At 66.9% G+C, this 15,115-nt stretch carries 13 protein-coding genes and 1 pseudogene; 6 read left to right on the top strand and 8 right to left on the bottom strand.

The genetic code is table 11. The features are described from left to right. Window positions 1-21 precede the first annotated feature (21 nt). Window positions 22-594 (bottom strand): winged helix DNA-binding protein, encoded by a 573-nt coding sequence (locus HND92_RS07600; protein WP_015912995.1) that lies wholly within the window; start codon window positions 592-594, stop codon window positions 22-24. A 203-nt stretch (window positions 595-797) separates the two neighbouring features. Between HND92_RS07600 and HND92_RS07595 the strand changes: the two genes are divergently transcribed. The 5 genes from HND92_RS07595 (at window position 798) to HND92_RS07575 (ending at window position 5,090) form a co-directional block, all read left to right on the top strand. Further along, entirely contained in the window at window positions 798-1,775 is a 978-nt protein-coding gene (locus HND92_RS07595; RefSeq protein WP_172206653.1) for a TRAP transporter substrate-binding protein, read from the top strand. Window positions 1,776-1,812: 37 nt separating this feature from the next. Further along, window positions 1,813-2,322, top strand: a complete 510-nt coding sequence (locus HND92_RS07590) for a TRAP transporter small permease (protein ID WP_015912993.1) — start codon at window positions 1,813-1,815, stop codon at window positions 2,320-2,322. A gap of 30 nt (window positions 2,323-2,352) precedes the next feature. Then, complete coding sequence (locus HND92_RS07585) at window positions 2,353-3,657, top strand: TRAP transporter large permease (RefSeq protein ID WP_172206652.1); 1,305 nt, start codon at window positions 2,353-2,355, stop codon at window positions 3,655-3,657. 42 nt (window positions 3,658-3,699) lie between these two features. After that, complete coding sequence (crcB, locus tag HND92_RS07580) at window positions 3,700-4,095, top strand: fluoride efflux transporter CrcB (RefSeq protein WP_011805686.1); 396 nt, start codon at window positions 3,700-3,702, stop codon at window positions 4,093-4,095. 131 nt (window positions 4,096-4,226) lie between these two features. Beyond that, window positions 4,227-5,090, top strand: coding sequence for a TIGR00730 family Rossman fold protein (locus HND92_RS07575; RefSeq protein ID WP_103737543.1), 864 nt, complete (start codon window positions 4,227-4,229; stop codon window positions 5,088-5,090). Window positions 5,091-5,144: 54 nt separating this feature from the next. Here HND92_RS07575 and HND92_RS07570 read toward each other — a convergent pair whose 3' ends face one another. From HND92_RS07570 to HND92_RS07545, 6 genes are all read right to left on the bottom strand, one after another. Beyond that, window positions 5,145-6,332: an MFS transporter gene (locus HND92_RS07570; protein WP_172206651.1), complete on the bottom strand. Its 1,188-nt coding sequence runs from the start codon at window positions 6,330-6,332 to the stop codon at window positions 5,145-5,147. A 1-nt stretch (window position 6,333) separates the two neighbouring features. Continuing rightward, complete coding sequence (rmuC, locus tag HND92_RS07565; RefSeq protein ID WP_172206650.1) at window positions 6,334-8,034, bottom strand: DNA recombination protein RmuC; 1,701 nt, start codon at window positions 8,032-8,034, stop codon at window positions 6,334-6,336. Between the two features lie 63 nt (window positions 8,035-8,097). Next, window positions 8,098-9,078: a D-glycerate dehydrogenase gene (locus tag HND92_RS07560; RefSeq protein WP_011805690.1), complete on the bottom strand. Its 981-nt coding sequence runs from the start codon at window positions 9,076-9,078 to the stop codon at window positions 8,098-8,100. Between the two features lie 79 nt (window positions 9,079-9,157). Then, window positions 9,158-10,573 (bottom strand): sodium:proton antiporter, encoded by a 1,416-nt coding sequence (locus HND92_RS07555; RefSeq protein ID WP_011805691.1) that lies wholly within the window; start codon window positions 10,571-10,573, stop codon window positions 9,158-9,160. Window positions 10,574-10,637: 64 nt separating this feature from the next. Further along, window positions 10,638-11,834 carry a nicotinate phosphoribosyltransferase gene (gene pncB, locus HND92_RS07550; RefSeq protein WP_011805692.1) on the bottom strand — a complete coding sequence of 399 codons (1,197 nt, stop codon included), beginning with the start codon at window positions 11,832-11,834 and terminating at the stop codon, window positions 10,638-10,640. 178 nt (window positions 11,835-12,012) lie between these two features. Then, the gene (locus HND92_RS07545) at window positions 12,013-12,507 is read right to left on the bottom strand and encodes a thioesterase family protein (protein WP_172206649.1); all 495 of its coding nucleotides are present in this window, start codon (window positions 12,505-12,507) and stop codon (window positions 12,013-12,015) included. 265 nt (window positions 12,508-12,772) lie between these two features. On the opposite strand from HND92_RS07545, the gene HND92_RS07540 reads away from it, so the two are divergent. After that, window positions 12,773-13,336 carry a phasin family protein gene (locus HND92_RS07540; RefSeq protein WP_103737538.1) on the top strand — a complete coding sequence of 188 codons (564 nt, stop codon included), beginning with the start codon at window positions 12,773-12,775 and terminating at the stop codon, window positions 13,334-13,336. A gap of 234 nt (window positions 13,337-13,570) precedes the next feature. Here HND92_RS07540 and HND92_RS07535 read toward each other — a convergent pair. Continuing rightward, a pseudogene (locus tag HND92_RS07535) lies at window positions 13,571-14,974 on the bottom strand (aspartate ammonia-lyase). Window positions 14,975-15,115: the final 141 nt, after the last annotated feature.

Below are 15,115 nucleotides of genomic sequence, written 5' to 3'. Positions count from 1 at the left end.
CTATTAAATATATAGCACGTCTCACATGGACGCCGCGGCACGGGCCGCCTGGTCGTACATGCCGGACAGCACGCGCAGCAGGCGCGCCAGCTCGCCAATGTCGCGGTTCAGGCCGTCGTCGGCATTCAGCGCATCGATCAGGCAGCTCTCGCGGATCTCACGGTAGCGCTGCACATGGGCGCGGCCCGCCTCGGTGGCGGCGTAGGTCACGTCCTTGCCGTTCTTGCTGGAGGCCACCACGCCCAGCGCCAGCAGCTTCTTGAGCGAGTAGTTCACCACGTGCGTGTCTTCCACGTTCATGATGAAGCAGATGTCGGCCAGCCGCTTGTCGCGTGCGCGGTGCGTCACATGGTGCAGCACCACCACGTCCAGCGGCGTGAGGTCGCGCAGACCGGCCGCGGCCATGCAGTGCACCACCCAGCGGTGAAACGCATTGCCCGCGACGATGAGGCCGAACTCGAACTCGCTCATCTCCGCACTGCGGTCCGACACCAGGTGCGCGGACGACACGATGGGCCCGCGCGCCTTGGCGGCCTTGCCCACCTTGGCAGTGGCAGCGGGGGCTGGGGACTTGGGTCTGGCGGCTGCGGTCATGGTTTCACTCCGAGGACTGCGCAAAAAGCGACAGATGGCATTGGCATGGGATGTGCATGTCGATTGATTGTAGGGAGCAGCCCGATGATTTGCCGGCAATTTATCGACATTCAGGTGAATCACCTAGGCCGTTTCCCTGTGGCCCCCGCTACAGTGAACGCGCTGAGCCCCCTCTCTTCTCAACCCTTGCGGAGACCCCCGAGATGAAGCGTCGAAACCTTGCCGCCGTTGCACTGGCTGCCCTCACCGGCCTGTGCGCCCCCGCCCTGCATGCCCAGACCAAGTGGGACCTGGCCGCCGCCTACCCGGCCACCAATTTCCACACGGAGAACCTGGCGCAGTTCATCAGCGACGTGGACAAGGGGTCAGGAGGCAAGCTCAAGATCACGCTGCATGCCAACGCCGCACTGTTCAAGGCGCCCGAGATCAAGCGCGCCGTGCAGGGCGCGCAGGCGCAGCTCGGCGAGATCCTGCTCGCCAACTTCCAGAACGAATGGCAGATCTTCGGCGTGGACGGCCTGCCCTTCCTGGCCGACAGCTACGACGCGTCGATGAAGCTGTACAAGGCGCAAAAGCCCTTCCTGGAGAAGAAGCTGGCCGAGCAAGGCATGGTGCTGCTGTACGCCGTGGCCTGGCCGCCACAGGGTATCTACACCAAGAAGCCCGTGAACAACGCCGCCGACCTGAAGGGCATCAAGTGGCGCGCCTACAGTCCCGCCACGGCGCGCATCGCCGAGCTGGTGGGCGCGCAGCCGGTGACGGTGCAGGCCGCCGAGTTCTCGCAAGCGCTCGCCACCGGCGTGGTGGAGTCCACCATGACCTCGGGCGCGACGGGCGTGGACAGCAAGCTCTACGAGCACCTCAAGTATTACTACGACACCCAGGCCTGGCTGCCCAAGAACGCGCTCATCATGAACAAGAAGGCATTCGATGCGCTGGACAAGCCCGTGCAGGACGCCGTGCTCAAGGCCGCCGCCGACGCGCAGACCCGCGGCTGGGCCGCCAGCCGCCGCGTGAACGAGGACACGTTGGCCAAGCTCAAGGCCGAGGGCATGCAGGTAGTGCCGCCCAGCAGCCAGCTGAAGGCCGACATGGCCAAGGTGGGCGACACCATGCTCAAGGAATGGCTGGACAAGGCCGGGCCCGACGGCAAGGCGCTGATCGACGCCTACCGCAAGTAACACCTCCCCGCCCAGAGCCTCCACGCGCCAGACCACGATGCGACGCCTGTTGAACTTCCTCTATGACGGCGCCGCCGCGCTGGCGGCGCTGTGCATGGTGGCGCTTCTGTGCGCCGTGCTGCTGTCCATCGTGAGCCGGCAGCTCAGCTTCCATGTACCGGGCATCGACGCCTATGCGGGCTACCTCATGGCGGCTGCGGGCTTTCTGGCGCTGGCGCATACCCTCAAGCGCGGCGAGCACATCCGCGTGACGCTGGTGCTGAGCGCCCTCAAGGGGCGCGCGCACCAGGCGCTGGAGCTGTTCGCGCTGGCCCTGGGCACGCTGCTGGCCGTGCTGTTCGCGTACTACAGCGTGCGGCTGGCCTGGCAGTCGCATGCGTTCAACGACATCTCCACCAGCAGCGACGCCACGCCGCTGTGGCTGCCGCAGCTGTCCATGGGCGTAGGCGCGATGGTGATGGCGATAGCCTTCGTGGACGAACTGGTGCTGCAGCTCCTGGGCCGGCGGGCGGGCGCCACGCCGGGCGAAGCCCTGCGCAACGAATGACCGGAAGACGAATGACCGGAAGACGCCTTCATGAGTGACCTTGCCATCACCGGCCTGTTGATCCTGTCGCTGTTCCTGATCCTGGGCAGCGGCGTGTGGATCGGGCTCACGCTCTCGGGCGTGGCCTGGATCGGCATGCAATTGTTTTCCTCGCGCCCCGCGGGCGATGCCATGGCGGTGACCATCTGGGGCTCCTCGTCGAGCTGGACGCTCACCGCCCTGCCCCTCTTCATCTGGATGGGCGAGATCCTGTTTCGCACGCGGCTGTCGCAAGACATGTTCAAGGGCCTGGCCCCGTGGGTGCAGGGCCTGCCCGGGCGGCTGCTGCACACCAACGTGGTGGGCTGCACCATCTTTGCCGCCGTGTCGGGGTCCAGCGCCGCCACCTGCGCCACCATCGGCAAGATGACGCTGCCCGAGCTCACGCGCCGCGGCTACCCCGAGAAGATGGTCATCGGCACGCTGGCCGGCGCCAGCACGCTGGGCCTGCTGATCCCGCCCTCGATCATCATGATCGTCTACGGCGTGACGGCCGAGGTATCGATCTCCAAGCTGTTCATTGCCGGCATGCTGCCCGGGGTGCTGCTGGCCGCGCTGTTCTCGGGCTACATCATGTTCTGGGCATTGCGCCACCCCGACCAGGTCCCAGCGGCAGATCGGCAGATAGGCCTGCTGGACAAGCTGCGCGAATCGCGCGCGCTGATTCCCGTGGTGCTGCTCATCGCCGCGGTGCTGGGCTCCATCTACACGGGCATCGCCACCGCCACCGAGGCCGCCGCCGTGGGCGTGGTGGGCTCGCTGGCGCTGTCCGCGGCGCAGGGGTCGCTGAACTGGGCGAGCTTTCGCGACGCGCTCATGGGCGCCACGCGGCTGTACTGCATGATCGCGCTGATCCTCGCGGGCGCGGCCTTCCTCACGCTGGCCATGGGCTACATCGGCCTGCCGCGGCACTTGGCGGAATGGATCTCTTCGCTGGGGCTGAGCCAGGCGCAACTGGTGGTGGCGCTGGCCGTGTTTTACATCGTGCTGGGCTGCTTCCTGGACGGCATCTCCATGGTGGTGCTGACCATGGGCGTGCTGATGCCCACGGTGAGCGCAGCGGGCATCGACCCGATCTGGTTCGGCGTCTTCATCGTGCTGGTGGTGGAGATGGCGCAGATCACCCCGCCCGTGGGCTTCAACCTGTTCGTGCTGCAGGGCATGACGGGCAAGCAGCTGCCGTGGATCGCCCGCGTGGCCGCTCCCATGTTCCTGCTGATGTGCGCGGCCGTCACGCTGATCTATGTGTTTCCGGGCATCGTGACCTGGCTCCCGCAGCAAATGACGGCGCGTTGACGAGGCCGCCGCCGCTCGGCAGCGCCTCCCTACAATGCGCCGATGTTCCACGTTCTTGCCATCTGCGCCGGTGCCTGCGCCGGCGCGCTCGCGCGCTGGCGGCTGGGCCTGTGGCTCAACACGCAGGGCGCGCTGCTGCCCTGGGGCACGCTCGCGGCCAACCTCATCGGCGGCTACCTCATCGGCCTGTGCCTGGCGCTGTTCCAGGCACTGCCGCAGTTGGACCCGGTATGGCGCGCGCTGCTCATCACGGGCTTTTTGGGGGCGCTGACCACCTTCTCCACCTTCTCGGCCGAAGTGGTCGGGCTGCTGCAGCAGCAGCGCCTGGCGCAGGCCCTGGGCCTGTGTGCGCTGCATGTGGCCGGCTCGCTGTGCATGACCTGGGCCGGGCTGCACAGCCTGCCCTGGCTGTGGGCGGGCGCGCGGCAAGGCGTTTGATCGCTATTAATTTAATAGCTGTTAGCGCTTGATACATAAGCGCTACAGGCCATTTTCATTAAAATCCCCTCGCTACACTGCGCACCCCGGCGACTGCCCCACAAACAGCCGCCTCCACTGAAAAATCATCCATGCAAGCCAATACCGACCTTCAAGACAGCCGCCTGGCGCATGCCTGGGCCGAGCTGCACAACTACGCCGTTGCCGGCAATCCGCTGCACGCCGACGCCTACCGCCTCGCCTTCGCCGACCCCGAGTTCATGTTGCGCCGCGAGACGCGCGGCATCCGTTTTCAACTGGAACTGCTGAAGCCCGACCTGGGCCTGACGGCGCAGGGCATCGAGCACACCGTCGTGGTGTACGGCAGCGCACGCTTCATCTCGCCCGAAGCGGCCGAGCAGCAACTGGCCGATGCACGTGCCAGCGGCGATACCGAGCGCATTGCGCGCGCCGAGCGTGCGGTGAAGAACGCCTATTACTACGACCAGGCCCGCCAGTTCGCGCGCCTGGTGGCCGAGTACAGCGAGAGCCGCCCGCCCGCCGAGCGCCTGTACATCTGCACCGGCGGCGGCCCGGGCATCATGGAGGCGGCCAACCGCGGCGCGCACGACGCAGGGGCGCTCAACGTGGGCCTCAACATCTCGTTGCCGCACGAGCAAAGCGGCAACCGTTTCATCTCGCCCTCGCTGTCGTTCAAGTTCCACTATTTCGCGCTGCGCAAAATGCACTTCATGATGCGCGCCAAGGCCCTGGTGCTGTTCCCTGGCGGCTTCGGCACGCTGGACGAACTGTTCGAGGTGCTCACGCTGGTGCAGACCGGCAAGGCCAAGCCCGTGCCCATCGTGTTGTTCGGCGTGGCCTTCTGGAAGAAGCTGATCAACTTCGAGGCGCTCGTGGAGCAAGGCACGATCTCGCCCGAGGACCTCCAGCTGTTCCACTACACCGACGACCCAGCCGAGGCCTGGAGCATCATCCGCACGTTCTACGAACTCTGACCGCGCACCAGCGGCGCGGCACACCCTGCGGACCGCCTTGCCAATCCAGGCCTGTCAGGGATGCGGCGGAGGGGCCGGCGCCTCGCCGCGCAGCCGCCAGGCCACGCGCGCACCCAGCCCCACGGTGGCGCCCACGGCCCAGAACAGGCCACTCAGCCCCACCAGCGCGCTCGCGGTGCCAAACAGCAGCGGCATCACCACGCTGGAGCCGTTGATCGCCATCAGCCGCAGACCCAGCGCCTCGCCATGGCGGTGCGCGGGCGTGAGTTGGTGCAGCATGCTCATGATCATGGGCTGCACCGAGCCCAGCGCGAACCCCAGCAGCACCGAGCACGCTCCCAGCGTCACGGCCGTCGGCAGCAGCGGATAGACCGCGAACAGCAGTGCCGTCGCCACCATGGCGCCGGTGACCACGGTGGATTCGCGCAGCCGGTCGGCCACCAGCGGCATGAGCACGCGGATCACCGCGGCGGCAATCGCGAACGCGCCGAGGATGGAGCCGATCACCGAGGCCGACAGCCCCCGCTCATGCCCCAGCAGCGGCACCACGAAGGTGTGCACGTCCCAGCACGACGACAGCAGCCAGTTCACGATGAGCAGCCGCCGAAAGCCGGGCTCGGCCAGCAGGTCCCAGGCCCGCGCGCGCGTGCCGTCCTCCGCGGCCACCACTGGCGGCATCTCCTGCGTGCCGCGCACCCAGAACCAGGTGGCCAACGGCAATACCGCCATGAGCGCGAAGGCCGCGCGAAAGCCCATGGTCGCGCCCGCCTGCGCACCCGCGTGATCGATCAGCAGCCCCGCGCAGAACGGGCCCAGGAAGTTGGACACCGCCGGCCCGATGGCCAGCCAGCTGAAGACCTGGCGCAGCTGCGTGCCGCCGTGCGCGGCGCGGCCCACGTGGCGTTGCAAGGCGATCGTGGCAGCCCCCGTGGCGCCACCGGTGAGCAGTGCCGCAACGCACAGCACCGCAAACGTCGGCCACACCAGCGCCGCGCCGGCACCCAGGACGGCCGCGACGACCGCGTGGCGCACCGGGCGCTTGAGCCCATGGCGGTCGGCATAGCGCCCCGCGGGCAGCGCCAGGAACACCTGCGTGAGCGCGAACAGCGCCAGCAACACGCCCACGGCCGCCGCGCTGTAGCCCTCGCGCAGCGCCAGCAGCGGCGCGGCCATGCGCATGCCCGCCATGCTGGCGTGGATGCAGATCTGGCCGGCGATCAGCCGCGCGAGCGCCAGGTTCAAGTCACTCGCCTTCGTCTTCGATCAGCAGGTCCGGCAAGGGTGCACCCTCTGCATCGCCCTGCCCCGCCGCCGGCTCCGGCGCGGGCAGCTCCTGCACGCCGCGCAGCTTGCGCTGGATGGCACGTGTGCGCACATCCACCTGCTCGAATTTCTTGGCCGCCGCGTCGATGGACTTGCGCGTGGCCTCCACCACGTCGCCGAACTTGGCGAACTCGGTCTTCACCTGGCCCAGCACGCTCCACACCTCGGACGAGCGCTTCTCGATGGCCAGCGTCTTGAAGCCCATCTGCAGGCTGCTGAGCATGGCCGCCAGATTGGCAGGCCCGGTGATCATCACGCGGCAGTCGTTCTGCACCGCCTCGACCAGCCCGGGGCGGCGCATGACTTCGGCAAACAGCCCTTCGGTGGGCAGGTAGAGCACCGCGAAGTCGGTGGTGTACGGAGGCGCCACGTATTTGCTGAAGATCTTCTTGGCTTCCAGGCGGATGGAGGATTCGAAGGCGTTGCCCGCCGCCGTGATCGCGAGCTTGTCCGCCGTGTCCTGCGCGTCCAGCAGGCGCTGGTAGTGCTCCACGGGGTACTTGGAGTCGATGGGCAGCCACACGGGCTGCTCGTCGCTCTTGCCCGGCAGGCGGATGGCAAACTCCACCAGATCGTCGCTGCCCGGCATGGTCTTGACGTTGCGGGCGAACTGCTCGGGCGTGAGCACGTTGTCGATGATCGCGCCCAGCTGCATTTCGCCCCAGGTGCCGCGCGTCTTCACGTTGGTCATCACGCGCTTCAGGTCTCCCACGCTGCCGGCCAGCGTCTGCATCTCGCCCAGGCCCTTGTGCACCTGCTCCAGCCGGTCGCTCACCAGCTTGAAGGACTCGCCCAGGCGCTGCTCCAGCGTGGCGTGCAGCTTTTCGTCCACGGTGCGTCGCATCTCCTCCAGCTTGGCGGCGTTGTCGCCCTGGATGGCGGCCAGGCGCTCGTTGAGCGCGCCCCGCAGCGCCTCGGCATTGTTCTGGCTGCTGGCGACCAGGCCGGACAGCTGCTGCCCCATGGACTCCTGCAGGGCCGAGAACTGGCTGCGCAACTGGTGCGTGGTGCCTTCCAGCTGGTCGCGCAGCGCGCCCGACATGGTGCCCAGCTGGCCCTGGATGTCGCCCTTGAGCGAGTCCAGCGTGCCGCGCGTGGTGCCGCTCAGCGCCTCGAAGCGCTCCTGGATGCGCTGGCCGAAGAGCTGCGTGCTCTCGGCCATGGCGTCGCGCGACTTGAGGCTGTCGGCCGCCAGCGCCTGCGCCGTCTGGCTCAGCTCGGCACGAAAGGCGGACAGCGCATCCGCCTGCTCCTTGCGGGCCACGGCGGCATCGGCGCGCGCCTGCGCCAGGTGCTGCTCCAGACGCGACTGCAGCGCGGCAAAGGACGCCTGCAGCTCGCCGCGGCTGGTGCGCGACTCCTGCGCGGCCAGCGCCAGTCGCTCGTCCAGCAGGGCCTGCGTGGTCTGGGTGAACCCGCGCAGTTGCTGGGCCATGGCATCCAGCGCTCCGTCATTCTTGGCCACGGCCAGCTGCGTGGCCTGCACCGCAGATTCCAGCGACTGCAGGCGCGCCAGCCATTCGGGCGGCAGGTCCACGCGCGGGCGGCGCAACAGCAGCACCGCCAGCAACACCACGGTGAGCACCAGCAACGCCAGTGCGGCGGTCATTTCGAATGTCATTCTTGAACTATCAAAACAATAGCTGTTAGCGCTTGTCCATCAAGCGCCAGAGGCCAATTTCATTCACACCTTGGCGGGCGTGTTCACGGGAGTGAGGGCACCGCGCCCGTCGAAGAACGCCACCAGGTTGTCCGCCGCCAGTTGCGCCATGGCGAGCCGCGTGGGCACGGTGGCGCTGGCGATGTGCGGGGTGAGCACCACGTTGGGCACCTCCAGCAACGCGGGGTGCACCGCGGGCTCGCCTTCGAACACGTCCAGCCCCGCGGCAGCGATGCGGCGCTCCTTGAGCGCCTGGGCCAGCGCCGCGTCATCAACGATGCCGCCGCGCGCGATGTTGATCAGCGTGGCCGTGGGCTTCATGCGCGCGATCTCGGCCGCGCCGATGGCGTGGTGCGACTCGGGCGTGTAGGGCAGCACCAGCACCAGGTGGTCGGCCTGGGCCAGCAGCTCGTCCTTGCCCACGTAACGCGCCTTGCATTCGGCCTCCAGCGCGGGCGACAGGCGCGAGCGGTTGTGGTAGATCACGTTCATGCCAAAGCCGTGCGCCCCACGCTTGGCAATGCCCTGTCCGATGCGGCCCATCCCAAGGATGCCCAGCGTGCTGCCATGCACCTCGCAGCCGGCGAACATGTCGTAGCTCCAGCGCGTCCACTGGCCGGCGCGCAGGTAATGCTCGCTCTCCGTGATGCGCCGCGCCGTGGCCATGAGCAGCGCAAAGCCGAAATCGGCCGTGGTCTCGGTCAGCACGTCGGGCGTGTTGGTGCCCTGCACGCCGGCGGCGGTCATCGCGGCGATGTCGAAGTTGTTGTAGCCCACCGTCATGTTGGCCGCGATGCGCAGCTGCGGGCAGGCGGCCAGCAGCTCGGCGTTCACCGGCTGGGTGCCGGTGAGCAATGCGCCGTCCTTGCCCTGCAGCCGCTCGATGAGCTCGGCCTGCGTCCACAGGTTGTCGTCCTGGTTGGCATACACCTCGAAATGCTGCGTCAGGCGCTCAATGACCTCGGGGAAGATCTTGCGCGCGACGAGGATGTGGGGCTTGGACATGGGAAGTGCTCCTTTCGGTCAGGTGTCGGCAGCCTGAACGCGCGGCCGTGCCGAGGCACCCCGCGGTTCAGGCCCGGGCTCATTGCAACCAGATGAAGGTCATCACGACGAACAGCGGCACCAGGATGCCGCACGACCACAGCATGTAGCCGAAGAAGCTGGGCATCTTCACGCCGCGATCCTCCGCAATCGCCTTGACCATGAGGTTGGGCGCGTTGCCGATGTAGGTGTTGGCGCCCATGAACACGGCGCCCGCCGAGATGGCGGCCAGCGTGGCGGCATGCGTGGTCATCAGCGTGGCCGCTTCGCCGCCGGCCGTGTTGAAGAACACCAGGTAGGTGGGCGCGTTGTCCAGGAACGAGCTGAGCAGGCCGGTGGCCCAGAAGTACATCGCAGGATCGGGCGAACCGTCGGGCCGCGTGACGGCGGAGACGATGGCGCCGAAAGGCCCGTTCACGCCGGCCTTGAGCATGGCAATGACGGGAATGATGGTCAGGAAGATGCCCGCGAACAGCTTGGCCACCTCCTGCATCGGGCCCCAGCCGAACTGGTTGTCTGCATGCACTTGCCGCGGCGTCAGCGCCAGCGATGCCACGGTCACCGCGATCAGCCCCGCATCGCGCACCAGGCCGGGCAGGCCCAGCGGCGTGCCGGCGATCACCCATTCCACGGGCGACTTCCAAATGCCGCTGAGCAGCACCAGCCCCACCACGGCCAGCAGCAGCACGAAATTGATCTTGCCGTCAAAACCCAGCGCGGCCGGTGCCGAGTCGGGGGTGGGATCGGTGCGGCTGACTTCACCCGCCTGGCGGTAGTACCAGCTGTCCAGCGCATAGAACAGCACCAGCAGCACGCCAATCAGGAACAGCGTTTCCGGAAACACGTGCCGCGCCGTCCAGAAGAAATCCACGCCCTTGAGGAAGCCCAGGAACAGCGGCGGATCGCCCAGCGGCGTGAGCGAGCCGCCGGCGTTGGAGACGATGAAGATGAAGAACACCACCACGTGCGCCACATGCTTGCGGTTGTCGTTGGCGCGGATCAGCGGACGGATCAGCAGCATGGACGCGCCCGTGGTGCCCATGAAGCTGGCCAGCACCGCGCCCACGGCGAGAAAGCCGGCATTCAGGGCCGGGCTGCCGTGCAGATTGCCACGGATATAGATACCACCGGCCACGGTGAACAGCGCCGTGAGCAGGATCACGAAGGGCAGGTATTCCGCGACCAGCGCATGCGCGAAGCCCGCCGCCGCCACGCCGGGGCCAAAGACCACGGCAAACGGCACCAGAAACGCCAGCGCCCACGCGGCGGTGACCTTGCCGAAGTGGTGGTGCCAGAACAGCGGCGCCAGCAACGGCAGCAGCGCAATGCTCAACAGCACGCCGGCAAACGGGACACCCCACAGCACCGACAGCTGGCTGCCGTCGATCTCCGCCGCCCCCGCCAGCGCGGGTGCCAGGCACAGCAGCCCAAGGGCCAGGGTGCGGATGGGGTTCATGGACAGGTCTCCTCGGGTCGTTCTTGGGAAAGTTGAAATGCCGCCGGCGGCGCCAGGCGCGCGCTCACTGCGGCGAGGGAATCTCGAACACCTGGCGCAGGTAAGCCAGGTATTTCTCGTCGTTGCACATGTTCTTGCCGGGTGCGTCCGACAGCTTGGCCACGGGCTGGCCGTTGCAGCGCGTCATCTTGATCACGATCTGCAGTGGCTCGTAGCCCAGATCGTTGGTCAGGTTGGTGCCGATGCCGAACGCCAGCTGGCAGCGGCCATTGAAGCGCTGGTACAGCTCGATGATGCGCGGCACGGTCAGCGCGTCGCTGAAGATCAGCGTCTTGGTCAACGGGTCCACGCGGTTGTCGCGGTAGTGCTGCAGCAGCCGCTCGCCCCATGCGAAGGGGTCGCCGCTGTCGTGGCGCGCGCCATCGAACAGCTTGCAGAAGTACAGGTCGAAGTCGCGCAGGAAGGCGCTCATGCCGTACACGTCGGACAGCGCGATCCCCAGGTCGCCGCGGTATTCCTTGGCCCACATCTCGAAGCCGAACACCTGGCTGTCGCGCAGCCGCGGGCCGAGGGACTGGCAGGCCTGCAGGTATTCGTGCGCCATGGTGCCCAGCGGCGTCACGCCCAGCTTCATTGCGTACAACACGTTGCTCGTGCCCGCAAACTGCCCCGGCGCGCCGCGCCGGTCGTCAGAGCCCAGGCGCACGCACAGCACGCGCAGCACCTCCTCGTGCCAGGCGCGCGAAAAGCGCCGGCGCGTGCCGTAGTCGGCAATCTTGAGACTGTCCAACCCCGGCTGCTGCAGCTGGCCGATCTTGGCTTCGAGCCGGCGGCGCCCCTCGGGAAAGTCGGGCACCTTCTGCGTGTTGCGGAAGTACACCTCGTTCACGATCGCCAGCACGGGGATCTCGAACAGGATGGTGTGCAGCCAGGGCCCGGTGATGGTGATGTCGATCTCGCCCGAGGGCAGCGCGCTCACGCGGATGTACTTCTCGTTGAGGCGAAACAGCCCCAGGAAGTCGACGAAATCGCTCTTGATGAAGCGCAGCGAGCGCAGGTAGGCCAGCTCCGCGTCCTGGAACTGCAGGCTGCACAACGCGCGGATCTCGTCGCGGATCTCGCTGACGAAGGGCGCCAGCTCCACACCCGGGTTGCGGCACTTGAAGCGGTACTCCACCTGCGCGCCCGGAAACTGGTGCAGCACCACCTGCATCATGGTGAACTTGTACAGGTCGGTGTCGAGCAGGCTGGTGATGATCATGGATGCGCGCGGGGCAGACTGTCCCGCTACTGGACATGGCGATGGGGATCCGCCGCGCCGCCACACACGCGTGGCCGGGCCGGCGAGCCCCTGATTCTGGCATCAACCACCCGGGCCGCCGCGAACCGGCGCGCAGCCCCGGCAGCCCTCAGGGAAAGCCGGCGCGCCGCGCTCGCGATCAACGCGCCACGCACAAGGGCTGCAGTGCCTGGCGCAGCCGATCGGGCAGCGCACGCGGACGGCGGTCGTCCCGTCCCACGTACACATGCACGAAGTGGCCGCAAGCCGCACTCATGGCCTCGCCCTGGGCGAACAGGCCGACCTCGTAGCGCACGCTCGTGTCACCCAGCCGCGCCACACGGATGCCGGCGTCGATGGTTTGCGGGAACGCCAGCGACGCGAAATAGTTGCACTGCGTCTCGATGACCAGCCCGATGGTGTCGCCGTGATGGATGTCCAGCGCGCCCTGCTCGATCAGGTAGGCGTTCACCGCGGTGTCGAACCAGCTGTAGTACACGACGTTGTTCACATGGCCATAGACGTCGTTGTCCATCCAGCGCGTACCGATGGAGCGAAACACCGCGTAGGCCTCGCGCGGCTGCGGCTGCGGCCGGGGCTGCGGGGCCGTGCCTGCAGCGCCTGCCGCACCTGAGGGAGAGAGGGACGTGTTCATGAGGCGCTGATTCTGCCAGCGGCCAGCGGCGGCCTCCCCTTGTCCCCTGTCTTCGTAATAGGCAGCGCGCAGTCCACCGCCGGTCCAGATGTAACCAACAGAACTTTGGGAGTTGCCCCTAAAAATGCTGCATTGCAACAAAAACGCTTGCACCTAACGACAGGATCCCTAAAATTCGGTTCATGCTGCACTGCAACATGACGCACAGGTCAGTCAGGGCAGATGTCTCAACCCGCCCATCCCGGGCATTCAATGGAGATATGACATGTCGCTGACCCCTGAGCAAATCCTCGCTTCCCACAAGGCCAACCTGGAGACCCTGTTCGGCCTGACGAACAAGGCCTTCGAGGGCGTGGAGAAGCTCGTCGAACTGAACGTGACCGCCTCGCGCGCCGCTCTGGCCGAAGCCGCCAGCCACACCCAGGCCGTGCTGTCCGCCAAGGACGCACAAGAGCTGCTCGCACTGCAAGCCAGCCTGTTCCAGCCCCTGGCCGAAAAGGCCGTGGCTTACAGCCGCCACCTGTACGACATCGCTTCCGGCACGGGCGCCGAATTCGGCAAGACCTTCGAAGCACAGGCCGCAGAAGTGCAGCGCAACTTCACCAACCTGGTGGACAGCGCCGCCAAGAACGCCCCCGCTGGTTCCGAGACCACTGTCGCCGTCTTCAAGAGCGCTGTGTCTGCCGCCAACAACGCCTTCGAGTCGGTGCAAAAGGCCGTGAAGCAGGCCAGCGATGTGGCCGAAGCCAACTTCAACGCCGTGGCCAGCTCTGCCGCCACCGCGGCCAAGACGGCGACCGCCGCAACCGCGGCTCCCCGCAAGCGTTGAGTGAATCGCTGCCACGTCGCTGGCAGATTTCAGGGTTTACCCCTATAATTCACTCACTGGCCCGGCGATGGGAATGAATGTCGCAGGGCCCTCCAGTTGTCTCCTTGGATCCTCTCGAAACTCTGGTTTCCTGGATCCCTTCAAGCCCAGTCCCTGACTGGGCTTTTTTTTGGGCGGATGACCGCCGCGGCCTACCGGCGCCTTCGGCAGCGGCCGAGGCCCCGGCAGCGCCCGTCAATCAGCGGCCTGGATGGCGCCCGCCTGCGTGAGGCGCTCGGCCACCAGCAGCTTGTGCATCTCGGCCTGGGTCATGATGCCCAGGTCCTCGGCCACCACGGCAATCGGCTTGCCCGTGGCAATGGCCGACTTGGCGATGGCGGCCGCCTTCTCGTAGCCGATCAGCGGGTTGAGCGCGGTCACCAGCGTCACCGACGCGGCGATGCGTTCCGTCAGCAGCCCCTGGTTGGCCACGATGCCCTCCACGCAGTTCACCTGCAGGGTGTGGCAGGCCCTGGCCAGGTGGTGCAGGCTCTTGTGCAGCGCCCAGCCCATCAGCGGCTCGAAGGCGTTGAGCTGCAGTTGGCCCGCTTCGGCAGCCATGGTGATGGCGGCGTCGTTGCCGATCACTTCGAAGCACACCTGGTTCATCACCTCGGGAATAACGGGGTTGACCTTGCCGGGCATGATGGACGAGCCCGCCTGGCGCGCGGGCAGCTGGATATCGCCCACGCCGGCCTGCGGGCCCGAGGACAGCAGGCGCAGGTCGTTGCTGATCTTGGAGAGCTTGGCGGCGATGCGCTTGAGCACGCCCGAGATGTCAACGAAGGCCCCCGTGTCCGACGTGGCGGCGATCAGGTTGGCCGCAGCCTTGACCGGCACGCCCGACAGCCGCGCCAGCTCAGGGATGACCACGTCCACGTAGCCGACGGGCGCGTTGATGCCGGTGCCGATGGCGGTGCCGCCCATGTTCACCTCGGTCATCAGGTAGGCGGACTCGCGCAGGCGGCGCTCATCGTCGGCAATCATGGCGGCGAAGGCGGCAAACTCCTGGCCCAGCGTCATGGGCACGGCATCCTGCAACTGGGTGCGGCCGATCTTCAGGATGCCCTTGAATTCCTCGGCCTTGGCCTCGAACGCGCCGCGCAGGGCCGACAGGGCCTTGAGCAGCGTCTCGATACCGAAATAGGTGGCGATCTTCAGCGCCGTGGGGTAGGCATCGTTGGTGCTTTGCGATGCGTTGACGTGATCGTTCGGGTGGATCGTGTCTTAGCGGCCTTTGGGCAATCCCAGGTGCTCCAGGGCGCGGTTGGCGATCACCTCATTGGCGTTCATGTTCGTGGAGGTGCCGGCACCACCCTGGATCACGTCCACGACGAACTGGTCGTGCAACTGTCCGGCGATCAGGTCGTCGCAGGCTTGGGCAATGGCGCGGGCTTGGGTTGCGTTGATCGCGCCCAGCTGCAGATTGGCGTGGGCGGCGGCCTTCTTGACGAAGGCAAAGGCCCGGATCAACTCGGGCATGTGGGCCACGGTGTGGCCGGTGATGGGAAAGTTTTCTACGGCACGAGCGGTGTGGACGCCCCAATACGCGTCCGGGGGAATGGTCTTGATACCGATGAAGTCATGTTCTTGACGCATGGTCGATCTGCTCTCTAGCGAAATGGAATAAACAAAAGGGGAACAAAGCCAGGCCCCAAGTGAAAACACCGCCTGAGGTGCAGGCGGTGCTTGGTGGGTGCAGCCGTGGAGCGCCCTGGAGCCGGGCGCGCACCTTGGGGG

It is taken from the genome of Diaphorobacter sp. JS3050 (assembly GCF_013154915.1).
In the GTDB taxonomy this organism is placed as follows: Bacteria; Pseudomonadota; Gammaproteobacteria; order Burkholderiales; family Burkholderiaceae_C; genus Diaphorobacter; species Diaphorobacter nitroreducens.
Note: the sequence above shows the minus strand (reverse complement) of the source record. Positions and strands in the feature narration are given on the sequence as shown.